A 22,866-nucleotide genomic window follows, 5' to 3' on the forward strand; every position below is an offset into this window, starting at 1 on the left:
GTTCGCAGCAAAGCGGGCGCCCCTTTTGTTTTCCGGCCCTACTCCCCGCCCGGCGCCTCGTCGGCGATCTGGTTCAGCTCCCGGATGCGCTGGTCATAGACCTGGGCCAGGGCGCGAGGCGAATGACGGGCGGCGTCCTCGCGGATCGCTGCCCAGTCGCGCTGCTCCTGGCGCAGGACGTCAGGCTCGGCGCCGGCGCGCAGGGCGCGCCGATAGGTCCGCGCCATCTGCCGGTCGGCCGAGGCCAGCGCCGGATCCGCACAGACCATCTGTTCGGCGCCCGGCCCGGCCGTCGCGCAGTCGAAGCTGGCCCGCACGCCGGGGACCGGGGCGGGCTCGCTCGCCGCCGGCGGGACGGGGGCGATCTCCGGCGGGGCCGGCAGGGACGCGTCAGGCGCGCCCGGCGCCACGTTTGCAAGGGGCGGCAGGCTCGGCGCGAGCGCCTCGGCCTGCTCGCGGGCGGCGGCCGCCATCTCCGGCGGCAGGGTCTCGAGCCGGCCCGGCGCCCGGGGCAGGGGCTCCGGCGCGGGCGGTGGATTGACGGTGATCGGCACCTGGCTGGCGCTGGGCGTGGCGAGATCGGCGGCCGACGGGGCGGCCCCGGACGTCGGCTTCGAACCGGTCAGCTGCGGCCGGGCCCAGAGGCCGAACAGCAGGCCCAGCAGGAGGGCTGCGGCCACGCCGCCGATCAGCAGCGCCCTTCGGCGCGGAGGGCCGCCGGAGAAGTCCTTGTCGGCGGTCCTGGGCCAGGGATCCCCGGTGCGGTCGATCGGCATGAAACAGGTCTCGCAAGGACAATCCCTCGGCCGATCTAATCCCCGGCTTTCCCCGTCGGTTGCATGGTCCGCGCTTTCAGTCGCCGTCCGAGGCCTGGCGCGTCTGGTCCTGCAGTTCGGCGATGCGGGCGAGGTAGATGTCGTGCACGGCCCAGGGCGCCTGGCGCGCCGCGTTGGCGCGCGCCGCCAACCAGCGCTGCTGCTGGCGTTCAAGCCGTTCCTGCGACACGCCGGCGGCCTGGGCCTGACGATAGGCGCGTCCCAGCTGGCGATCCGCCGCGCCCAGCGCCGGATCGGCGCAGGCGAGCGCGGCGCCGGGATCGGACGAGGCGCAGCGCGGGGCGGCCTGGGCCAGCCGCACCGGCTTGGCGGGACGGGACGCGGCGGCTTTCGCCTGCAGCAGGCGAGCGGACTTGTCTTCGGCCCGGCGCGCGGCCGCGACTTTCGCGGTCTTGGCGGCCTTCGCCTCGGCCAGTCGCGTGGCCGCCGCCGCCTTGGCGAGCTTGGCGGCCTTGGCCTCGGCGAGCTGGGTCCGCTTGCGCACCTCGGCCTTCTGGTCTGCGAGCCGACGCTCCGTCGCCTTGAGTTCGGCGAGACGACGCTCGGCCTTGTCGTGAGCCTTGGCTTCCGCCGCGGCGGCGATGCGGGCCGTTTCGCGCCGGGCCTTGCGGGCGGCGGCCGCCTTGGCCTCGGCGCGGGCTTCCCGCGCCTCCGCGGCCTTTCGCTCGGCCTCGGCCTTGCGCGCCGCATCGGCCCGAGCATGGGCCTCGGCCGCCTTCCGCGCGGCCAGGTCGGCGGCCTTGCGGCTCTCCGTGACGGCCTCGGCGGTGGGGGCGGGCTTGGTCGATCGCACCGGGCGCGACGCCTCGGCCAGACGCTCAGGCGCGACGGCGTGCACCCGCATCAGCCCCTCTGGGGGCGCCTTGGGCGCCAGCAGCTCGGCCGGGGCGGCCGGCGTCTGCGCCGGGGCGGGCGGCTGCGGCGCGACCGGCGCTGCGGCCGGCTCCGCCAGAACGGGCGGGGCCGGCGGATGATCGACGCGGATCTCGATCTGGCGCGGGGCGCTCGCCTGGGCCGGGGCGGCGGGGAAGCGGCGCGGCGCCAGCTCCCGTTCGGCGGCGGAGGGACGGGCCCAGAGGCCCAGGCCTGCGCCCAGCAGGCAGGCGCCCGCCACCCCCGCCAGCATCAGCGGCGGCGAGACCCGGTGCGGCCGGCTGACCAGCGGGTCGGCGGCAGGGTCCCGGGTGCGGTCTGAGAGGCGGCGATCGAACGGCATGACGGATCCCGAAACTTCGAAAGATCCCTCGACGCGCGACAAGATCCGGCCCGGCCACGCCCCTGGCCGAACCTGCTCCCGTCTCGCGCTCTCCCGGGTGCGATTGAGGCATAATCTTGGCGCGCGCGCCAGAGCAGCGCCATGGGCAGATCGTCTCAGGTCACCCTAGATCCAGCCGCGGCTGCGCAGGCCGCGCGCGAAGGTGCGGCTGACCGGCGCCTGCACGCCGCCCTTCAGCTTCAGCACCGCGCGGCCGTCGGCGCGCCTCGCCTCGAGGATGGCGCCGCGCGCGACCCACCACGACCGGTGGACCTGGGTCCCCTCCAACCCCTCGAGCTCGCCGAGCGCGTCGGAGAAGCGCAGCAGGATCAGGTCCTGGCCCAGCGAGGTGTGCAGACGCAGGTAGTGATCCTCCGCCTCCACCGCCCAGAGCTCTGCGCCGCGCAGCCTTGGCGGCAGCCGGTCGAGGATCTTCGGGGCCGCCGGCGCGGCCGCCGCGGCGTTCGGCGCCATGCGCCGCCGCCGCTGGTAGGCCACCCAGAGGCAGAAGAAGGCCGAGGTCACGGCGGAGGTCGGCAGGAAGCCCGGGATGGTCGTCGCCGGCGGGCCCGGACGCATGACCGCCTGGAGCGCGATCCAGACCACCACCGCCATGGGCGCCGTCATCACCAGGGCCGCTGCGAGACCATGCAGCCACCAGCGGGCGGCGATCGCCGGATGGCGCCCCGTCAGGACAAAGACGGCCATGCCCATCAGGCTCGCGGTCACCGCGATCGCCACCATCTCCAGCGTGCGCGGAACGATCGGCACGGCCTCGCTGCCGTAGGCCCCGACCAGGCCCAGGAAAAGGCCGACGACGGCGCCGGCCAGAGCGGTGCGCCCGACGGCGGCCCGGCCGGGCCAGGCCGTCGGCGAAGCGCGAACGGCGGCCGGCGGCGCTTCACGAAGTGGGCGCGTCATTGCACGTATCGGCGCTGGCGCATCGAAAGCCGAACCCTCAGCCCTGGCTCCGCCGCCGGCGAACGGCCGCCGCGGCTGACAAGCTGGAGATACGTTGATGCCCTCGACCCCGCAAACCCCGGCGCGCGCCAGGCCACGCGCCGCCATCCTCGTCGGCCTGGCCGTCGTCGCGATCCTGGGGATGGCCGCCGGCGCGCGCCCGCACCTGCCGACGGCTGAAGCGATCGCGCGGATCCCGCCGGTGATCGCGGTCCATCTCGCCGCCGCCCTGGCGGCCCTGGCGCTGGGCGCCGCGCTGATGCTGATCCGCAAGGGGCGGACGTTTCACCGGATCGCCGGCTGGGCCTGGGCAGGCCTGGTCGCCCTCGTCGCGGGCTCGTCGCTGTTCATCACCAGCATCACACCGGGCCGCTACTCGGTCCTTCATCTGCTCACGGGGTGGACCCTGATCGTCCTGCCGCTCGCGGTGTTCTGGGCCAGGCGGCATGACGTGGTCCGGCACCGGCGCACGATGATGGGGCTGTTCTACGGGGGGTTCGCCTTCAACCTGTTCATCGCCTTCATGCCCGGCAGGACGCTGTGGATGCTGGTCTTCGGTTGAGCTAATCAAGCTTGAGCTGGAGCCAACTTCCGTCACGTTCGGCGTGCACGCTGCCAGCAGAATGTTTCCGAGCCTGAGGGCCGATGCACGATCTGGTTTTCCACGATCCCACGGGGCGACGGGCCCGCAAGGTGCGGCTTTTCTCGGGATTGCTGGTCGCGCTGGGCGCGCTGCTTCTCGCGGCCTTCTTCGCCACCCTGGCCATCGCGCCGCGCCTGCCGGGCGTCTCCCTGAAGGATCCGAGGGCGCTGCAGGCGCTGCACGTGGAGACCGCCCACAAGATCAAGGGCCATCAGCACTGGACCAAGATTCCGCACCCGCGGACCGCGGCGGCGCCGGGCGGGGTCGCCAAGCCGCTGTCGGTCGGCTTCTACGTGTCCTGGGACGAGACCTCGCGGGGATCGTTGGCCGAGCACGTCAACGAGCTGGACGTGGTCTCGCCACAGTGGGTGCAGCTGAACGGCGCAAGCGGGAAGGTCGACTTCACCGCCGACCCTGAGGCCCGCGCCATCATCGCCGCGGCCAAGAAGCCGCCGTCGATCCTGCCCGGCGTGTTCAACGCCCGTGACGGCGTCTGGAACGGTCGCGCCGCCGACGCCCTGCTGGCCAATGCGGCCGCCCAGCAGACCCTGATCGCCACCCTGGTCGACCAGGCGCAGAAGCGCGGCTACGCCGGCTATGTCTTCGACCTGGAGAATCTCTCGGCCGCCTCGGTCCAGCGTTACCCCGACTTCATCGCCAAGGCGCGCGCGGCGCTGGCGCCGAGCGGACGGGAAGTGTGGGTGACCGTGCCGTTCGACGAGCACTGGCCGCTGAAGCGCATGCAGGCCGCCGCGGACGCCGTCGTGGTCATGGCCTACGACCAGCACTACGGCACGGGCGACCCAGGCCCCGCCGCCGGCCAGGACTGGTTCGAGACCTGGCTCGCCAAGGACATGGAGCAGCTGGACCCGGCGCGCACGGTCATCGCGCTCGGCTCCTACGGCTACGACTGGACCCTGCCGCAGAAGGGCAAGCCGGGCTCGGCGGACGCGGTGACCTTCATCGAGGCGACCCAGACGGCGCACGATTCCGGCGCCCAGCCGCAGATGGACGAAGCCAGCCTCAATCCCAGCTACGGCTATGTCGACGACGTCGGGCGCAAGCATTCGGTCTGGTATCTGGACGCCGCCACCCTGTTCAACCAGATGCGGGTCGCCGACGGCTTCCGGCCGATGGGCTATGCGCTGTGGCGCATGGGCGGCGAGGACCAGCTGGTCTGGAAGCTGATGCGCCATGACTTCGGCCAGGCCAGCGCAGCGGGGCTGGAAGAGCTGAGGCCGGGCCAGGACGTGGAGTTCGACGGCGAAGGCGAGGTCCTGCGGGTGGAGGACACGCCCAAGCCCGGTCACCGCAAGCTGGAGATCGATCCGGACACCGGCCTGATCTCCGGCGAGCTCTACGACGTGCTGCCGACCTCTTATGTGGTGCAGCGCTACGGTTGGCGACCCGGCTGGGTGGCGCTGACCTTCGACGACGGGCCGGACGCCCGCTGGACGCCGCAGATCCTCGACATCCTCAAGCAGAAGCACGCGCCGGCGACCTTCTTCGTCATCGGCAAGAACATGTCGCGCGAGCCTGAGCTGGTGGCCCGCGAGGTGCGCGAAGGCCACGACGTCGGCAATCACACCTGGACCCACCCCAACATCGGCGAGACGCCGACCGCCCAGACGGTGGTCGAGCTGAACGCCACTCAGCGGCTGTTCGAGACCATCACCGGCCGCTCCCAGCGCCTCTTCCGCCCGCCCTATTTCGGCGACGCCGAGCCCTCGACCCCGCGCGAGGTGGCGCCGCTTCTGGCCGCCCAGCAGCAGGGCTATCTGACCGTCGGCCTGCGCATCGATCCGGACGACTGGAAGAAGCCGGACCCGGACCACATCGTCGACACCACCATCGCCCGGCTGCAGGACGCCAACCGCCCGGGCCAGATCGTGCTGCTGCACGACTCCGGCGGCGACCGCAGCCGCACCGTCGCGGCCCTGCCGCAGCTGATCGACGAGATCCGCGCCCATGGCTACACCCTGGTCACCGTCGCTCAGCTCGCCGGGATGACCGCCGCCCAGGCGATGCCGCCGACCTCGCGCAATTCCGTCGAGCTGCTGCTCGACCGGATAGGCTTCGGCTTCCTGCACGGCGCCGAGGTGGTGCTGCAGGCGCTGTTCATCACCGCCATCGTGCTGGGCGTTCTCAGGCTGGTGTTCCTGGCCGCCCTGGCCCTGGCGCACCGGATGAAGATCGAGCGTCGCACCCCGCCGATGCCCGATCCCGCCCGGGGCCCGACGGTCAGTGTGCTGATCCCCTGCTTCAACGAGGAGAAGGTGATCGTCGCCTCGGTGCGCCGCATCCTCGCCTCGGACTGGCCAAGGCTGGACGTCCTGGTGCTGGACGACGGCTCGTCGGACGGCACTGCGAAGGTGGTCGCCGAGGCCTTCGCGTGCGAGCCGCGGGTGCGGCTGCGGCGTTTCGAGAACGGCGGCAAGGCCCGGGCCCTCAACCGCGGCCTCACCGAGGCCAGGGGCGAGATCGTCGTCGCCCTCGACGCCGACACTCTGTTCCCGCCGGACACCATTCCGGCGCTGGTGCGCTGGTTCGCCGACCCGCAGGTGGGCGCCGTCGCCGGCAACGCCATCGTCGGCAACCGCCGCAACCTGATCACCCGCTGGCAGGCGCTGGAGTATGTCACCGCCCAGAACCTGGAGCGCCGGGCGCTGGCGGCCCTGGGCGCGGTGACCGTGGTGCCCGGCGCGGTGGGCGCCTGGCGCCGGTCCGCGCTGGAGGCGCTGGGCGGCTATCCGGCGGACACCCTGGCCGAGGACCAGGACCTGACGATCGCCGTGCAGCGCGCCGGCTGGAGGGTCGAGTTCGACCCCGAGGCGCGGGCCTACACCGAGGCTCCGGAAACCGTCGCGGGCCTGCTGAAACAGCGCTTCCGCTGGTCCTTCGGCACCCTGCAGTGCCTATGGAAGCATCGCGCCGCCCTCTTCAACCCGCAACGGCCGGTGCTTGGTTTTGTGGCGCTGCCGCAGATCTGGCTGTTCCAGATCTTCCTCACGGCCCTCGCCCCGGTGGTCGACCTGGCCATCGTCTGGAGCGCGCTTTCGGCGCTCTACAGCTGGACCTTCCATCCGATCGAGTGGTCGGCGGACGACCTCATGCGGCCGCTCTTCTACTGGGCGGCCTTCATCTTCCTGGATCTCTCGGCGGGCGCCATCGGCATGGCGCTGGAGCGACGCGCGCCCTGGGGGGATCTGGTGTGGATGCCGGTCCAGCGGTTCGGCTACCGCCAGCTGATGTACTACGTGGTGGTGAAGTCGATCCGCGCGGCCCTGCATGGCGTCCGCGTCGGCTGGGGAAAGCTGGAACGGCGGGCGACGGCGGCGGTCGAGGGGGCCGGCTAGCGGCGCCTCAAGACTGCGCAGAATCCCGATCGCGACCGGCGGGCGCCCGATTGCGCGGCGCCCTGAAGTCGTGCTTGGGGCCCTGAGTCGCTGCAGCGCAAAATGATCATGCGCAGAGCGTCAAAAACCGCAGCTCACGCGGTTGCCAGCCTCAGGCATGGCGCCTATAACGCGCGCCACTCGCCGACCCGGCGATGTCAATAGGCAAGCGCCCGCGCCCCATGAACATTCACGAACACCAAGCCAAAGCCGTCCTCAAAGAGTTCGGCGTAGCCGTCCCGCGCGGATATCCCGCGTTCACTGTCGATGAAGCCGTCAAGGCCGCCGAGCAGCTCGGTGGCCCGGTGTTCGTCGTGAAGTCCCAGATCCATGCGGGCGGCCGCGGTAAGGGCAAGTTCGAGGGTCTCGGCCCCGACGCCAAGGGCGGCGTTCGCGTCCTGAAGACGGTCGAAGACGTGAAGACCAACGCCGCCGAGATGCTCGGCCGCGTGCTGGTCACGCACCAGACCGGCCCCGTCGGCAAGCAGGTGAACCGCCTCTACATCGAGGAAGGCGCCGCGATCGCCAAGGAATTCTACCTGTCGCTGCTGGTCGACCGTGACTCGAGCCGGGTCTCGGTCGTGGCCTCGACCGAAGGCGGCATGGACATCGAGGACGTCGCCCACGCGACGCCCGAGAAGATCATCACCTTCACCATCGATCCGGCGACCGGCGTGTGGCCGCACCACGGCCAGGCGCTGGCCAAGGCGCTGGGCCTGACGGGTGATCTGAAGAAGCAGGCGACCAAGCTGCTTGGCCAGCTCTACGAAGCCTTCCTGGCCAAGGACATGGCCATGCTGGAGATCAATCCGCTGATCGTCACCGCCGACGACCAGCTGCGCGTGCTGGACGCCAAGGTGTCGTTCGACGGCAACGCCCTCTACCGCCATCCGGACATCAAGGAGCTTCGCGACGAGAGCGAAGAGGACTCCAAGGAGATCGAGGCGTCCAAGTACGACCTCTCCTACATCGCCCTCGACGGCACCATCGGCTGCATGGTCAACGGCGCCGGCCTGGCCATGGCGACCATGGACATCATCAAGCTCTACGGCGCCGAGCCGGCCAACTTCCTCGACGTCGGCGGCAGCGCCTCGCAGGAGAAGGTGACCGCGGCCTTCAAGATCATCATGGCCGACCCGAACGTGAAGGGCATCCTGGTCAACATCTTCGGCGGCATCGCGCGCTGCGACGTGCTCGCCACGGGCGTGGTCGAGGCGGTCAAGGAGACGGGGCTGTCGGTCCCGCTCGTGGTCCGGCTGGAAGGCACCAACGCCCAGCTCGGCAAGGACATCATCAATCAGAGCGGCCTGAACGTCATCGCCGCCAACGACCTCTCCGATGGCGCGGAAAAAATCGTCAAGGCCGTGCAGGGGGCCGCCTAATGTCAGTTCTGATCGGTAAAGACACCAGGGTCATCTGCCAGGGCTTCACTGGCAAGCAGGGCACCTTCCACTCCGAACAGGCGATCGCCTACGGGACCAAGATGGTCGGCGGAACCTCGCCGGGCAAATCCGGGACGAAGCACATCGGCCTGCCGGTGTTCGACACCGTCCAGGAAGCCGTCAACGAGACCGGCGCCGACGCCAGCGTGATCTATGTGCCGCCGCCCTTCGCGGCCGACGCCATCCTCGAGGCCATCGACGCCGAGGTCCCGCTGATCATCTGCATCACCGAGGGCATCCCGGTGGCCGACATGGTCAAGGTGAAGCGCTCGCTGTCCGGCTCCAAGTCGCGCCTGATCGGCCCGAACTGCCCGGGCGTGCTGACGCCGAACGAGTGCAAGATCGGCATCATGCCGGGAAATATCTTCAAGCGCGGCTCGGTGGGTGTTGTTTCGCGCTCCGGCACGCTTACCTACGAAGCGGTCTTCCAGACCACCAACGTCGGCCTCGGCCAGACGACGGCTGTCGGCATCGGCGGCGACCCGGTGAAGGGGACTGAGTTCATCGATGTCCTGCAGATGTTCCTGGACGACCCGGAGACTGAGTCGATCATCATGATCGGTGAAATCGGCGGCTCGGCCGAGGAAGCCGCAGCGGAATTCATCAAGAATTCACCCATCAAGAAGCCTATGGTCGGCTTTATTGCGGGCCGTACGGCGCCTCCGGGCCGCCAGATGGGTCACGCTGGCGCGATCATCTCCGGCGGCAAGGGCGGGGCTGAAGATAAGATTGCGGCGATGGAAGCGGCGGGTATCCGCGTGTCTCCGTCGCCCGCGAAGCTGGGCGAGACCCTGCTTGAGGTGCTGAAAGGCGCCTGAACGGTAATTTAGCGTAAAGGGCGGTCCGCGCCTCGGCTCCTTTCATCAGAAGCTCCGCGGCCGGATCCCGGAAGGCGGATGAGATGGCGGACGACGCAGGCCTGATCAACGAGGTTCTCGCCGAGACCTCATTCCTCTACGGCGGCAATGCAGCCTTCGTAGAGGACCTCTACGCGCAGTGGGCGGCCGATCCGAATTCGGTCGAGCCGTCCTGGCGCGCCTTTTTCTCGACGCTGGGCGACCGCGCCGAGGATGCGACGCGCGCCGTCGCCGAGCCGGCCTGGATCCGGCCGAGCGTCCCGCTGCCCCGGCCCGAATGGCTTCCCGCGCTCGACGGCCTGTGGCCGGCGGTGCAGGCCAAGGTCGGCGCCAAGATCGCCGAGCGCCAGCCTGAAGTCACCGGCGACGCGGTGCGCGCCGCCACCCTGGATTCCCTGCGCGCGATCATGATGATCCGCGCCTACCGGATGCGCGGGCATCTGAAGGCCAACCTCGACCCGCTCGGCATCGCCACCACGCCCGGCGACGCCTCCGAGCTCGACCCGGCGACCTACGGCTTCTCGGAAGCCGACTACGACCGGCCGATCTTCCTCGACTATGTATTGGGTCTCGAGACCTCGACGCTTCGCGAGATCCTGGCGATCCTGCGCCGCACCTACTGCGGCAACATCGGCGTGCAGTACATGCACATCTCCGATCCCAAGGAGAAGTCGTGGCTGCAGGAGCGGATCGAGGGCCGCGACAAGGAAATCACCTTCACCAAGGACGGCAAGGTCGCCATCCTCAAGAAGCTGATCGAGACCGAGGGCTTCGAACGCTTCCTCCACCGACGGTTCCCCGGCACCAAGCGCTTCGGCCTGGACGGCGGCGAGTCGATGGTCCCGGCGCTGGAGCAGATCATCAAGCGCGGCGGCGCGATGGGCGTGAAGGACATCGTCGTCGGCATGCCGCACCGCGGCCGGCTGAACGTGCTGGCCGCCGTCATGGGCAAGCCCTACCAGGTGATCTTCCACGAGTTCCAGGGCGGCTCGTCGCTTCCGTCGGACGTGGAAGGGTCCGGCGACGTGAAGTACCACCTGGGCGCCTCGTCGGACCGCGAGTTCGACGGCAACAGCGTCCACCTGTCGCTCACCGCCAACCCCTCGCACCTCGAGATCGTCAATCCGGTGGTGATCGGCAAGGCCCGCGCCAAACAGGCCTTCACCCTGCGTGAGACCCCGACCGCGGGCCGCGGCCATGTGCTGCCGCTCTTGATGCACGGCGACGCGGCCTTCGCCGGCCAGGGCGTGGTGGCCGAGTGCTTCGCCCTGTCCGGCCTGAAGGGCTACGGCGTCGGCGGCACCATGCATTTCGTGGTGAACAACCAGATCGGCTTCACCACCAGCCCGAAGAATTCCCGCTCCTCGCCCTATCCGTCCGATGTGGCGCTGATGGTGGAAGCGCCGATCTTCCACGTGAACGGCGATGATCCGGAAGCGGTCGTCTACGCCGCCAAGGTGGCCACCGAATACCGGCAGCTGTTCGCCAAGGACGTGGTCATCGACATGTTCTGCTACCGCCGGTTCGGCCACAACGAGGGCGACGATCCGACGATGACGCAGCCCTTGATGTACCAGAAGATCAAGGGCCACCCCTCCGTGCGCGAACTCTACGCCAATCGCCTGGTCGGCGAGGGCGTGGTCACGCAGGCCGAGGCCGACGGCTGGCTCGCCGACTTCTCGACCTTCCTCGACAGCGAGTTCGACGCCGGCAAGTCCTACAAGGCCAACAAGGCCGACTGGCTGGACGGCAAATGGTCGGGCCTGAAGCTGCCGGCGGGCGACGACAGCCGCGTGACCGGCGTGCCCAAGACCAAGCTGCTCGACCTCGGCCGCAAGATCACCACCATCCCGGAGCGGATCAGCGTCCATAAGACCGTCGAGCGGGTGATCCACGGCCGCCGCGAGGCGATCGAGACCGGCGAGGGCCTCGACTGGGCCACGGGCGAGCACCTGGCCTTCGCCAGCCTGCTCGACCAGGGCTATCCGGTCCGCCTGTCCGGCCAGGACAGCGTCCGCGGGACCTTCACCCAGCGGCACTCGGGCCTGATCGACCAGAAGAGCGAGGAAACCTATTTCCCGCTGCGCAACCTGGGAGCGGGCCAGGCCCACTTCGAGGTGCTGGATTCGGCGCTTTCGGAAGAGGCGGTGCTCGGCTTCGAGTACGGCTTCTCGCTGACCGATCCGAACACCCTGACCATGTGGGAAGCCCAGTTCGGCGACTTCGTGAACGGCGCCCAGGTGGTGATCGACCAGTTCATCTCGTCGGGCGAACGCAAGTGGCTGCGGATGAGCGGCCTGGTGATGCTGCTGCCGCACGGCTACGAAGGCCAGGGTCCGGAGCACTCGTCGGCGCGCCTCGAGCGCTTCCTGCAAAGCTGCGCCGAAGACAATATGCAGGTGATCAATCCGACGACGCCGGCCAACTACTTCCACGCCCTGCGCCGCCAGGTGCTGCGCGAGTTCCGCAAGCCGCTGATCGTCATGACGCCGAAGAGCCTGCTCCGCCACAAGCGGGCGGTGTCGAACCTGGCGGACATGGCCGAGGGATCGAGCTTCCATCGGGTGATGATCGACGGAGCCGAAGCCGGATGCGACGTGGGCGGCGTCACCCTGAAGCCGGACGCCGAGATCAAGAAGGTGCTGCTGTGCTCGGGCAAGGTCTATTTCGACCTGATCGAGCGCCGGGCGGTCACCGGCCGCGACGACGTCTACATCCTGCGCCTGGAGCAGTTCTATCCGTGGCCGCTGAAGTCGCTCTCCAAGGAGCTGAAGCGGTTCAAGAACGCCGAGCTGCTGTGGGTTCAGGAAGAGCCGAAGAACATGGGCGGCTGGACCTTCGTCGATCCCTGGCTGGAGCTCACGCTGGAGCGGCTGAACATCGCCGCCAAGCGCGCCCGCTACGTTGGCCGCCCGGCCTCGGCCTCGACGGCCGCGGGCCTGATGAGCCGGCATCTCAAGGAGCTGGACGCCTTCCTCAAGGAAGCCCTGGCTTAAACCAACTCGCGCTTAACCGACACCGACTGCGATCTTAAGGAGCCTCTTCCCCATGGCCGACATCATGACTCCTGCCTTGGGCGAGTCTGTCACCGAAGCGACTGTGGCGCGGTGGACGAAAAAAGCCGGCGATGCGGTGCGCAAGGACGAGATCCTTGTCGAGCTCGAGACCGACAAGGTCAGCCTGGAAGTGGCCGCCCCCGCCGACGGCGTGCTCTCGGAGATCGCCGCAGCGGAAGGCGCGACGGTCGTCCCGGGCGCCGTGCTCGGTCGGGTGAGCGAAGGCGGCGCGGCTGCGGCCGCCAAGCCCGCGCCGGCCGCGGTCGCTGCGCCCGCTCCGGCTCCTGCCCCCGCGCCGGCTCCGGCTCCGGCGACGGTCGCGAAGGCCGAGCCGGTCCTGGCGCCCTCGGCCCAGCGGGTCGTCGCCGAGAACCGTCTCGACGCCGGCGCGATCTCCGGCACCGGCAAGGACGGCCGGATCACCAAGGGCGACGCGCTCGCCGCCCTGGAAGGCCGCGCCAGCGCCCCGGCTGCAGCCCCCGCGCCCCAGGCCGCCCGCTCGGTGCACGAACGCGAAGAGCGCGTGCGCATGACGCGCCTGCGCCAGACGATCGCGCGCCGCCTGAAGGAAGCCCAGAACGCCGCGGCCATGCTGACCACCTTCAACGAGGTGGACATGAGCGCGGTCATGGCGCTGCGGAACCTGCACAAGGACGCCTTCGAGAAGCGCCACGGCGTGAAGCTCGGCTTCATGGGCTTCTTCGTGAAGGCCGTCGTCCACGGCCTGAAACAGGTTCCCGAGGTCAACGCCGAGATCGACGGCCAGGACCTGATCTACAAGAACCACTATGACATCAGCGTCGCCGTCGGCACCGAGAAGGGCCTGGTCACGCCGGTGTTGCGCGACTCCGACGTGCTCAGCCTCGCCGGCGTCGAGAAGGGCATCGGCGCCCTCGGCAAGAAGGCGCGCGACGGCCAGCTGACGCTGGAAGACCTGCAGGGCGGCACCTTCACCATCTCCAACGGCGGGGTCTACGGCTCGCTGATGTCGACGCCGATCCTGAACGCGCCGCAGTCGGGCATTCTGGGCATGCACAAGATCCAGGAGCGTCCGGTGGCTCTGAATGGTCAGATCGTGATCCGGCCGATGATGTACCTGGCGCTCAGCTACGATCACCGCATCGTCGACGGCCAGGGCGCGGTGACCTTCCTGGTCCGCGTCAAGGAAGCCATCGAAGATCCGCAGCGCCTGTTGCTGGATATCTGATCCCGCCCAGCCCTGCCTCCGCTCCGCGGGGATAGGGCTGGTCCTCTCCTCGTCGGCGCCTGGGCGCCCGCAAACTGGTTTCAAGCAGGCGCGACCATGGCCGAACCCACTTCCTACGACGTCATCATCATCGGCGGCGGACCCGGCGGCTACAACGCCGCCATCCGCGCCGGGCAGCTGGGCCTGAAGGCGGCCGTCGTCGAGAAGCGCGTCACCCTGGGCGGCACCTGCCTGAACGTCGGCTGCATGCCGTCGAAGGCCTTGCTGCACGCCTCCGAACTGTTTGCGGCGGCGAACACCGAGTTCGCTCACCTGGGCATCGAGGTCGCCCCCAAGCTGAACCTCGTCCAGATGATGAAGCAGAAGGCCGAGTCGGTGACGGCGCTCACCAAGGGCATCGAGTTCCTGTTCAAGAAAAACAAGGTCACCTGGATCAAGGGCGCGGGCCGCATCGCCGGCGCCGGCAAGGTCGAGGTCACCGCCGAGGACGGCCAGGTCGCCACGCTCGAAGCCAAGAACATCGTCATCGCCACGGGCTCCGAGCCTGCCGGCCTGCCGGGCGTCGCCGTCGACCAGCAGCGGATCGTCGACTCCACCGGCGCGCTCTCTCTGCCGGAAGTGCCGAAGAGCCTGGTGGTGATCGGCGCGGGCATCATCGGCCTGGAGCTGGGCTCGGTGTGGCGCCGCCTGGGCGCCAAGGTGACCGTGGTCGAGTTCCTCGACCGCATCTCGCCCGGCATGGACGCCGAAGTGGCCAAGACCTTCCAGCGCGAGCTGACCAAGCAGGGCATGGAGTTCAAGCTGGGCGCCAAGGTGACCGGCGCGGCGACTTCCAAGAAGGGCGTCAGCCTGACCGTCGAGCCGGTGGCCGGCGGCGCCGCCGAGACCCTCGAGGCCGACTACGTCCTGCTGGCGATCGGCCGGCGGCCCTATACCGAGAACCTCGGCCTGGACACGGTCGGGATCACCCCGGACAAGCGCGGCTTCATCGAGACCGACCACTGGCGCACCTCGGCGCCGGGCGTCTGGGCCATCGGCGACGTCACCTTGGGCCCGATGCTGGCGCACAAGGCCGAGGAAGAGGCGGTCGCCTGCATCGAGACCCTGGCCGGCAAGGCGGGCCACGTGAACTACGGGATCATCCCCAGCGTGGTCTACACCACGCCCGAGGTCGCCTGGGTCGGCAAGACCGAGGAGGAGCTGAAGGCCGAGGGCCGCGCCTACAAGGTCGGCAAGTTCCCCTTCCTCGCCAACAGCCGGGCGAAGATCAACCACGAGACCGAGGGCTTCGCGAAGGTGCTGGCCGACGCGACGACCGACGAGATCCTCGGCGCCCACCTGATCGGCCCGTCGGTCAGCGAAATGATCGGTGAGTACTGCGTGGCCATGGAATTCCGCGCAGCCTCCGAGGACGTCGCCCGCACCTGCCATCCGCACCCCACCCGCTCCGAGGCGCTTCGCCAGGCGGCCATGGGCGTGGAAGGCTGGACCATGCAGGCCTAGGCCTGCCTTGGCGCAGGACCTGGAGATCCGGCGGGCGCGGCCTGAGGAGCTCCCGGCCTGCGCCGACCTCTATGTCAGGGTGTTGCGCGACACCTTCACCTGGCTGCCGCCCGAACGGCACAGCCGTGAGGAATTCCTGCGCGCGGCCCGCGACGAAGAGATCTATGTGGCCGTCCGGGACGGCCGCATCGTCGGCCTGGCCGGCTTCTACCGGCCGATGAACTTCATCCACTCGCTCTATGTGGACGACCGTGGGCGCGGGATCGGCCGGGCCCTGCTTGACGAGGTCAGCCGCCGCGCCGGCGGCCCTATCTCGCTGAAGGTCCAGCAGGCGAACCTCCGCGCCCAGGCCTTCTACGCCCGCGAAGGTTTCGTCGCGGCCGAGCGCGGCCGCGATCGCGGGTCGGACGTCCAGTGGATCCGGCTGGTGCGGGATCTGGCCAAACCTTAATTTGGCGGGCCACGACGCCGGCGCCAGGATGGCGGTCTTGCGAACGGAGGGCGACATGATCGCGCTTCTTCTGGCGGCCGGGCTCGCCGCATCCGACGCCCCGCTGATCCGCAGCCAGGCTGCCTGTAACGCCGGCATGCTGCATACCTCGGTCGATCCGGCGCTGCTGCTTCGGCCGCAGGACTGGAATACGGCGAGGCCGCGCAAGCTGGGCGACCTTCCGCGAGCCAAGGCCGAATACGCCGTCGTGCGGCTGGTCGAAGGCTGCATGGTCGCCGCGCCGGCGCGGTACACGTTCCGCCCAAAATAGGCGTCATCCCGGAAGCATGGGCCCGGTCTTTCGCTGCGCGAAACCGGGATGACGGGAAGGCTGCCTCAGGCCCGCGGATGCGCGCTCGCGTAGGCCGAGAGCAGGCGGGCAGCGTCGACCTCGGTGTAGCGCTGGGTGGTCGACAGCGAGGCGTGGCCGAGCAACTCCTGGATCGAGCGCAGGTCGGCGCCGGCGCCCAGCAGGTGGGTGGCGAAGGAATGGCGCAGGGCGTGCGGCGTGGCGCTGGGGCTAAGGCCCAGCCGGCCGCGCAGGGCCTGCACCGTCGCCTGGACGTGGCGCGGCGAGAGCGCCCCGCCGCGCTTGGCGCGAAACAGGGCGTCGTCGGGATCGAGGGTGAAGGGCTGTTCGGCCAGATAGGCGTCCACGGCCTCGCGCACCGCCGGCAGCACCGGCACGATGCGGGTTTTCGAACCCTTGCCAATGATCCGCAGGCTATCGCCTAAGGGCGCGTCGGACCGCTTCAGCGACAGGCCCTCGGAGATCCGCAAGCCGCAACCGTAGAGCAGGGTCAGCACCGCCTGGTCGCGGACGACCTCCCAGCCCTCGCGGTCCGGGTCGAGGCCGGGCTCGGCGATCAGGCCGCGGGCCTGGTCCTCGGTCACCGGCCGGGGCGCGCCCGGTTTCACGCGCGGGCCTCTGACCAGAGAGATGGCGGCGTTGGGCGCATCGAGCCGCAGGTCGAGAAACCGGTGGAAGGTGCGGATCGCCGACAGCGCCTGGGAGAGCGAGCGCGGCGACAGCGGATGGTTCCCGGAGCGCAGGTGGGCGAGCCAGGCGCGGACCTCGGCGGCGGTGACCTCGGCCAGGCCGGGAACCGTCATCGCTTCGCCGCGGTGCCGCTCCAGGAAAGCGATGTAGCGGCTCGCGGCGAAGCCGTAGGCCTCCAGGGTGCGCGGCGAGGCCCGGCGCTCGTGGGCCAGGTGCTCGAGCCAGAGCGCCCGGGCCGCATCGGCGCTCTGAGGGGCGGCGCTCAGAGGCCCGCCGCTTAAAGGACCGGCCATCGCTCCGCCGTGCGCTCCACCACCCGGGCCAGGAAGGCGACGAGCTCGGAGCCCATGTCGGGGGTGAAGCCCTCGGGATCGGCCGAGCCGAAGGCCAGCAGGCCTTGTTGAGAGGGCTCCCAGATGGCCATGCGAACCAGGGCCACGGAGCGGATCTCGCCGTGCTGCGGGCCGAACAGGCCGTGGGCGATCGGCAGCACGCCCATGCGGGCCAGGCCGTGATCGCCTAAGACCATGCCGACCTGGCCTTCGACCAGCGACCGCCAGCCGTCGGGCGCGCGTTCGCCCTCCACCGCGATTACGCCGGCGGCGAGGCCGAAGCGGTGCTGCGCCAGGTGATCGAGCCGGGCGGCCAGGTCCGCGTGGTCGCGCGCGTCGAGCAGGTCGACGACCGCGCCGTGGGTCTGGGCCTGGGCCGAGAAGTTGGCCCGCGCGATTTCTTCCAGCTGCTGGCGCTGCATCGCCTCGCGCTGGTGGGCGGCGTGCACCCGGGCGATCGCCGCGGGGCCGAAGTCGACCACATTGCCGGCGGCGAGCTTGAGGCCGAGCTCCTCCAGGAGCCCGTCGTCCTCGCGCAGGAATTCCGGATTGTCCGCCAGGAAGCGCCGCACCGCGGCCGGCTCCACAGGAGCATCCTCGATCCTGCCCTGCGATCCGTCCATTGGCGACCTCCGGCCTTAGTCTGTGCTTTTTGGCTTTGAAGCTCGCTTCAGCGCACGACCCGTGCACCGGCGAACCTCAAACCCAGCACACTAGAGAATCGACTGACCCGTCTTGGCCCAGTCGCTCATGAACTGTTCAAGACCCTTCTCGGTTAACGGGTGCTTGAAGAGCTCCTGAAAGACGGACGGCGGAATGGTCGCACAGTCCGCGCCGGCCATCGCGGCCTGGGTGACGTGGACCGAGTTGCGGATCGACGCCGCCAGGATCTCGGTGTCGTAGTCGTAGTTGTCGTAGATGGTCCGGATCTCGGTGATCAGGTCCATTCCGTGGGCGCCATGGTCGTCGAGGCGGCCGATGAAGGGGCTGATGTAGGTCGCCCCCGCCTTGGCGGCGAGCAGGGCCTGCGAGGCCGAGAAGCAGAGGGTGACGTTGGTGGCGATGCCCTCGTGGGCGAATTCGCGGGTGGCGATCAGGCCGTCGCGGGTCAGCGGCACCTTCACCACGACGTTGGGCGCGATGGCGGCGAGCTTGCGGCCCTCGTCCAGCATGCCCACCGTGTCCATCGCAGCGACCTCGGCGCTGACCGGGCCCTCGACGGCGGCGCAGATCTCGGCGATGACCTGCAGCATGGGCCGTCCGGACTTGGCGATCAGGGTGGGGTTTGTGGTCACTCCGTCCACCAGGCCGGTCGCGGCCAGGTCCTTGAGGATGTTGACGTCGGTGGTGTCGAGGAAAAGCTGCATCGATCCCGCTTCCGGTTGCCTGCTCGCGCTTGTAGCGGCTGACGGTGAAAGCGCAAAAGCCTCTAAGCGCCTGCGAACGTCGCAAGCGGGACATTAGATGAGTCGCATCGCGTCCATTCTTTTGCCGATGCCGCTCCCCGAGGCGTTCGACTACGCCGAGCCCGAGGGCATGGAGCTGACGGTCGGCGACCAGGTGGCCGCCCCGCTGGGTCCGCGCCTGCTGCGCGGCGTGGTCGTGGGCCTGCGCGAAGCCGCCGGCGGCAACCGTCCCTTGAAGCCGATCGACCGGCGTCTGGACGAGCCGCGCCTGCCGGCGAACACCCTGGAGTTCGTGCAGTGGGCGGCGCGCTACGCCGTCGACAATCCCGGCCAGGTGCTGGCCATCGCGCTGCGCGGCGCGCGCGTTCCCAAACCCAAGCCGGTCCGCATGGTCCGCCCGACCGGCGTCCAGCCGGTGCGTTCGACCCCAGCCCGGGCCCGGGTGCAGGAGGCGGCCCAACAGCAACCGGCGCCGGCCGCGGAGCTGGCGCGGGCGGCCGGCGTCTCGGCCGGCGTGGTGAAGGGGCTGATCGACGAGGGCGTGCTGGAGGTCTTCGAGATCGCGCCGGAAGCCCGGTTCGATGCGCCGGACCTGTCGCGTTCAGGCTCGGAGCTCAACGCCAGCCAGGCGGCCGCCGCGGGCCTGCTGAACGAGATGGTCGACGACGGCGGCTTCAACGTCGCCCTGCTCGACGGCGTGACCGGCTCCGGCAAGACCGAGGTCTATCTGGAGACCGCCGCGCACGCGCTCGCCAAGGATCCCAAGGCCCAGGTGCTGATCCTGCTGCCGGAGATCGCGCTCACCCAGGCGGTGATCGGCCGGGTCGCCGAGCGCTTCGGCGTCCAGCCCGGCGAGTGGCATTCCGAGGTCGCGCCCCCGGCCCGCCGGCGCGTCTGGGAGGCGGTGGCCGCCGGCCGCTGCAGCATCGTCGTCGGCGCGCGCTCGGCGCTGTTCCTGCCGTTCGCCAACCTCAAGCTGATCGTCGTCGACGAGGAGCACGACGGGTCGTTCAAGCAGGAAGAGGGATTCATCTATCAGGGCCGCGACCTGGCGGTGGTGCGCGGCAAGATCGAGCAGGCGGCGGTGGTGCTGGCCTCGGCCACGCCCTCGTTGGAGACCCTGCGCAACGCCGAGACAGGCCGCTACCGCTGGCTGCGGCTCTCCTCGCGTCACGGCGTCGCCCAGCTGCCGGAGATCGAGCTGGTCGACCTGCGCACCACGCCGCCGGCGAGCGGCTGCTGGCTGTCGCCGCTGCTGGTGCAGGCGATCGCCGAGACCCTGGCGCGCGGCGAGCAGACCCTGCTGTTCCTCAACCGGCGGGGCTATGCGCCGCTGGTCCTCTGCCGGGCCTGCGGCGAGCGGATGACCGCGCCCGACACCGACTCCTGGCTGGTCGAGCACCGCTACTCCGGCCGGCTGGTCTGCCACCTGACGGGCTTCTCCATGCCCAAGCCGGAACGCTGTCCGCACTGCGGCGCCCAGGACAGCCTGGTCTCGATCGGCCCGGGCGTGGAGCGGGTCGAGGAGGAGGCGCGGATGCTGTTCCCGGAGGCGCGCATCTCGGTCTTCTCCTCCGACACCATGTTCGATGCGCGGGAGGCGCGGCGGCTGGTGGAGGCGATGACCGCCGGCGAGATCGACATCCTGGTGGCGACCCAGGCGGCCGCCAAGGGTCACAACTTCCCCATGCTTACCCTGGTGGGCGTGGTCGACGCCGACCTCGGCCTGCGCGGCGGCGACCTGCGGGCGGCCGAGCGCACCTTCCAGCTGCTGGCCCAGGCGACCGGCCGGGCGGGACGTCGGGACCGGCCCGGCAAGGCGCTGCTGCAGACCTACGCGCCCGAGCATGCGGTGATGCAGGCGCTGAAAGCCCAGGACCGCGACGCCTTCGTCGCCGCCGAGATGGAGGAGCGCGAGCTCGCCAAGCTGCCGCCGTTCGGCCGGCTGGCCGCGGTCATCGCCTCGGGGCCGGATCTCGGCCAGCTCGAGGCCTTCATGCGCGAGATGGCCCAGGCCGCGCCCAACGCCCAGGGGGTGGAGGTCTATGGGCCGGCGGACGCGCCGCTGGCCCTGGTTCGCGGGCGTCGCCGCAAGCGCTTCCTGGTCCGCGCCGACCGCGGCGTCGACCTGTCGGCCTACATGACCACCTGGCGCGCGCGGGTGAAGCCGCCGACGGCGATCCGCGTCTCCATCGACATCGATCCCTACAGCTTTCTCTAGGGACTACGTCGGCAGGACGGCGATCTGGCCGGAGGACAAGGCGTTGAGCTGCATCGGGGTCAGCGCCTGCGCCTGGGTGGTGGTCAGCGAGGCGATCTGGGTCGAGCTCAGCGCCGGGATCTGAGTGATGGTGAGCGCGGCGATCTGCGAGGTGCTGAAGGCGTCCAACACGGTCGTCGGCAGGGTGCGGACCTGGGTCACGCTCAGGGCCGCCACCTGGGTCGCGGTCACCGCGCTGAAGTCCACCGCCGCCAGGGCCGAGAGCTGGCTCGAGGTTATCCCGGACATCTGGGTGGTGGTCAGGGCGGCGACTTCGCTGCTCGACAGGCCGCCGAAGACGGTGGTGGTCAGGGCGGAGACCTGGATCGGCTGCAGCGCGCCAAGCTGGGTCAGCGTCAGCCGGTCGAGATCGCTGTCGCTCATGCTGCGCAGCTGCACGGCGCTGAAGGCCCGCACCTGGGTGGTGGTGAGCACGCCGATCTGGGTCGAGGTGAGCGCGGAAAGGGCGGTCGTCGACAGCGCGCCCAGCTGGCCGAGGCTGAAGGCCGCCAGCTGCTCGGTCCTGAGGGCGGCGACGCCGCTGGAGGACAGGGCGGCGGCCTGGCTGTTGGAGATGGCCTGGATCTGGAAGACGTGCAGCTGGTCGATCTGGCTGCCGGTCAGCACCCCGACCTGGGTGGTGGTGAGGGCGGAGATCTGGGCGCTGGCCAGGGCGCCGATCTCGGTCGTGGTCAACGACATCAGATTGCTGGTCGACAGCGCGGCCACCTGAGCCGTTGTGAAGGCCAGGATCTGGGTGCTGCTGAGCTCGGTCAGCGCGTCGGAGGTGAGGGCGTTGATCGTCCCGGTGGCGAGGCCGGTGATCTGGGTGGTCGTCAGCGCCGCCATCTGCGTCGCGCTGAGGGCGTCCAAGGCGCTGGCGCTGACGGCGGAGAGCTGGGTCGAGGTCAGCGCCTTGAACTGGGTGGTGCTGAGCGACGCCAGCGCGCTGGATGTGAGCGCGCCGATGTGGCCTGCGGTGAGGGCGGAGACCTGGGTGACGGAGAACTCCGCGATGTCCGCCGTCGACAGCCGGTGCGCCTGATAGGCCGAGAGGCCGGCGACCTGGGAGGTCGAAAGGCCGCCGACGAGGGTGGCGTCCAGCGCGGAGAAGGTGTCCGCGGCCAGCGCGCCGATCTGGGCGGGCTTGAGCGACAGGATCTGGGTGTTGGAGAACCGCGTCAGCTCGGCAGAGCTGAGGCCGGACAGCTGGGCGGCCGACAGGCCCTGGATCTGGCTGACGGTGAGCGCGCCGAGCTGGGTGTCGCTGAACGCGAGGAGATTGGTCCCCGACAGCGCGCCGAGCTGCGACGGGCTCAAGGCCGCGATCTGGCCCGCGCTGAGCTTGGCGAAGTCCGCGGTCCCCATGCCGGCGATCTGGGTCGTGCTGACGTTGGCGAACTGGGTGGTCGTCAGGCCCTGGATGACGGCGGTGTCGAGGCTCCAGAGGTTGGTCGCCGAGATGACGGCGAAGTCGGCGGGCGGCAGGCCGATGATCTGGGTGGACGACAGGGCGGCGAAATCGTCGGCGCTCAGGCTGGCGACCTGGGTGGTGGTCAGCCCGGCCAGCTGGGTGGAGGTCAGCAGGCCGATCTGGCTGGTGGGCAGGGCGCCCAGGCCTGTGGTGGTGAGCGCGCCGATCTGGCTGGAGGTCAGCGCCTGCACCTGGGCCCCGCTGAAGGCGCCGGTGTTGGTGGCGGTGAGCCATCCGACCTGAGTGGTGGTCAGGGCGCCGATCTGGGTCGCCGAGAGCTCGCCGATGTCGGTGGCGGTGAGGCCGGCGAGCTGCGCGCTGGTCAGGCCGCGCACCTGGGTGGTGCTGAGCGCCGCCATCTGGGCGCTGTCGAGCGACGACAGCCGGGTGGTCGCCAGTCCCGCGACCTGGGTCGCCGACAGCTGACCGACCTGCGTCGGCCCGAGGCGGCCGAACTGGGTCTCGTTCATGGCGCTCAGCTGGGCGCCGTTCAGCGCCAGCAGCTGGTTGGAATCGAACACCACCGAGTCGCGGACGTGGGGGATCTGGGCGACCGTGAGGCCCTTGACCTGGGTGGCCGTGAGCGCGACGGCCTGGGCGCTCGTAAGCGCCTCCACCTCGGTGATCGTCAGGGCGCTGATCTGGCTTTGAGTCAGTTGTCCGATCTTGGTGCTGGACAGCTGCTGGAAGACCGTGATGTCCAGCGCAGAAATCTGTGCGGCCGAGAGGTAACTGATCGGCATGCGCGTC

At 70.0% G+C, this 22,866-nt stretch carries 17 protein-coding genes; 10 read left to right on the forward strand and 7 right to left on the reverse strand.

Annotated features, from left to right (window positions below; all coding sequences use genetic code 11):
• Positions 1–38 precede the first annotated feature (38 nt).
• The 3 genes from ACSQ2B_RS17790 to ACSQ2B_RS17800 form a co-directional block, all read right to left on the reverse strand.
• On the reverse strand, positions 39–776 hold the full coding sequence (locus tag ACSQ2B_RS17790; RefSeq protein WP_436051877.1) for a lysozyme inhibitor LprI family protein: 738 nt from the start codon (positions 774–776) through the stop codon (positions 39–41).
• 76 nt (positions 777–852) lie between these two features.
• Entirely contained in the window at positions 853–2,052 is a 1,200-nt protein-coding gene (locus ACSQ2B_RS17795; RefSeq protein WP_436051879.1) for a hypothetical protein, read from the reverse strand.
• A gap of 165 nt (positions 2,053–2,217) precedes the next feature.
• The gene (locus ACSQ2B_RS17800) at positions 2,218–3,012 is read right to left on the reverse strand and encodes a LytTR family DNA-binding domain-containing protein (protein ID WP_436051880.1); all 795 of its coding nucleotides are present in this window, start codon (positions 3,010–3,012) and stop codon (positions 2,218–2,220) included.
• Positions 3,013–3,109: 97 nt separating this feature from the next.
• Between ACSQ2B_RS17800 and ACSQ2B_RS17805 the strand changes: the two genes are divergently transcribed.
• The 9 genes from ACSQ2B_RS17805 (at position 3,110) to ACSQ2B_RS17845 (ending at position 15,915) form a co-directional block, all read left to right on the forward strand.
• Complete coding sequence (locus ACSQ2B_RS17805; RefSeq protein WP_436051881.1) at positions 3,110–3,613, forward strand: DUF2306 domain-containing protein; 504 nt, start codon at positions 3,110–3,112, stop codon at positions 3,611–3,613.
• Between the two features lie 83 nt (positions 3,614–3,696).
• Positions 3,697–7,050 carry a glycosyltransferase gene (locus ACSQ2B_RS17810; RefSeq protein ID WP_436051883.1) on the forward strand — a complete coding sequence of 1,118 codons (3,354 nt, stop codon included), beginning with the start codon at positions 3,697–3,699 and terminating at the stop codon, positions 7,048–7,050.
• A gap of 221 nt (positions 7,051–7,271) precedes the next feature.
• Positions 7,272–8,471 (forward strand): ADP-forming succinate--CoA ligase subunit beta, encoded by a 1,200-nt coding sequence (gene sucC / locus ACSQ2B_RS17815; protein ID WP_436051884.1) that lies wholly within the window; start codon positions 7,272–7,274, stop codon positions 8,469–8,471.
• The gene (sucD, locus tag ACSQ2B_RS17820; protein WP_436051886.1) at positions 8,471–9,349 is read left to right on the forward strand and encodes a succinate--CoA ligase subunit alpha; all 879 of its coding nucleotides are present in this window, start codon (positions 8,471–8,473) and stop codon (positions 9,347–9,349) included. Before sucC ends, sucD begins: the two co-directional genes overlap by 1 nt.
• A gap of 83 nt (positions 9,350–9,432) precedes the next feature.
• Positions 9,433–12,384: a 2-oxoglutarate dehydrogenase E1 component gene (locus ACSQ2B_RS17825; protein ID WP_436051887.1), complete on the forward strand. Its 2,952-nt coding sequence runs from the start codon at positions 9,433–9,435 to the stop codon at positions 12,382–12,384.
• 52 nt (positions 12,385–12,436) lie between these two features.
• Positions 12,437–13,651, forward strand: coding sequence for a 2-oxoglutarate dehydrogenase complex dihydrolipoyllysine-residue succinyltransferase (gene odhB / locus ACSQ2B_RS17830; RefSeq protein WP_436051889.1), 1,215 nt, complete (start codon positions 12,437–12,439; stop codon positions 13,649–13,651).
• 96 nt (positions 13,652–13,747) lie between these two features.
• Positions 13,748–15,154 (forward strand): dihydrolipoyl dehydrogenase, encoded by a 1,407-nt coding sequence (gene lpdA / locus ACSQ2B_RS17835; RefSeq protein WP_436051890.1) that lies wholly within the window; start codon positions 13,748–13,750, stop codon positions 15,152–15,154.
• Positions 15,155–15,161: 7 nt separating this feature from the next.
• Positions 15,162–15,605 (forward strand): N-acetyltransferase family protein, encoded by a 444-nt coding sequence (locus ACSQ2B_RS17840; protein WP_436051892.1) that lies wholly within the window; start codon positions 15,162–15,164, stop codon positions 15,603–15,605.
• 55 nt (positions 15,606–15,660) lie between these two features.
• Positions 15,661–15,915 carry a hypothetical protein gene (locus tag ACSQ2B_RS17845; RefSeq protein WP_436051894.1) on the forward strand — a complete coding sequence of 85 codons (255 nt, stop codon included), beginning with the start codon at positions 15,661–15,663 and terminating at the stop codon, positions 15,913–15,915.
• A gap of 65 nt (positions 15,916–15,980) precedes the next feature.
• Here ACSQ2B_RS17845 and ACSQ2B_RS17850 read toward each other — a convergent pair whose 3' ends face one another.
• From ACSQ2B_RS17850 to fsa, 3 genes are all read right to left on the reverse strand, one after another.
• On the reverse strand, positions 15,981–16,937 hold the full coding sequence (locus tag ACSQ2B_RS17850) for a tyrosine recombinase XerC (RefSeq protein WP_436051895.1): 957 nt from the start codon (positions 16,935–16,937) through the stop codon (positions 15,981–15,983).
• Positions 16,922–17,599 (reverse strand): DUF484 family protein, encoded by a 678-nt coding sequence (locus tag ACSQ2B_RS17855; protein WP_436051897.1) that lies wholly within the window; start codon positions 17,597–17,599, stop codon positions 16,922–16,924. The genes ACSQ2B_RS17850 and ACSQ2B_RS17855 overlap by 16 nt, the downstream gene beginning before the upstream one ends.
• Positions 17,600–17,689: 90 nt before the next feature.
• The gene (gene fsa / locus ACSQ2B_RS17860) at positions 17,690–18,343 is read right to left on the reverse strand and encodes a fructose-6-phosphate aldolase (protein ID WP_436051899.1); all 654 of its coding nucleotides are present in this window, start codon (positions 18,341–18,343) and stop codon (positions 17,690–17,692) included.
• Between the two features lie 97 nt (positions 18,344–18,440).
• Here fsa and ACSQ2B_RS17865 point away from each other — a divergent pair, with 97 nt between their 5' ends.
• Positions 18,441–20,603, forward strand: coding sequence for a primosomal protein N' (locus ACSQ2B_RS17865; protein WP_436051900.1), 2,163 nt, complete (start codon positions 18,441–18,443; stop codon positions 20,601–20,603).
• Between the two features lie 3 nt (positions 20,604–20,606).
• On the opposite strand, the gene ACSQ2B_RS17870 is transcribed toward ACSQ2B_RS17865, so the two are convergent.
• Complete coding sequence (locus ACSQ2B_RS17870; RefSeq protein WP_436051901.1) at positions 20,607–22,859, reverse strand: beta strand repeat-containing protein; 2,253 nt, start codon at positions 22,857–22,859, stop codon at positions 20,607–20,609.
• Positions 22,860–22,866: the final 7 nt, after the last annotated feature.

This window comes from Phenylobacterium sp. LjRoot225, from assembly GCF_964252855.1.
Lineage (GTDB): Bacteria > Pseudomonadota > Alphaproteobacteria > Caulobacterales > Caulobacteraceae > Phenylobacterium.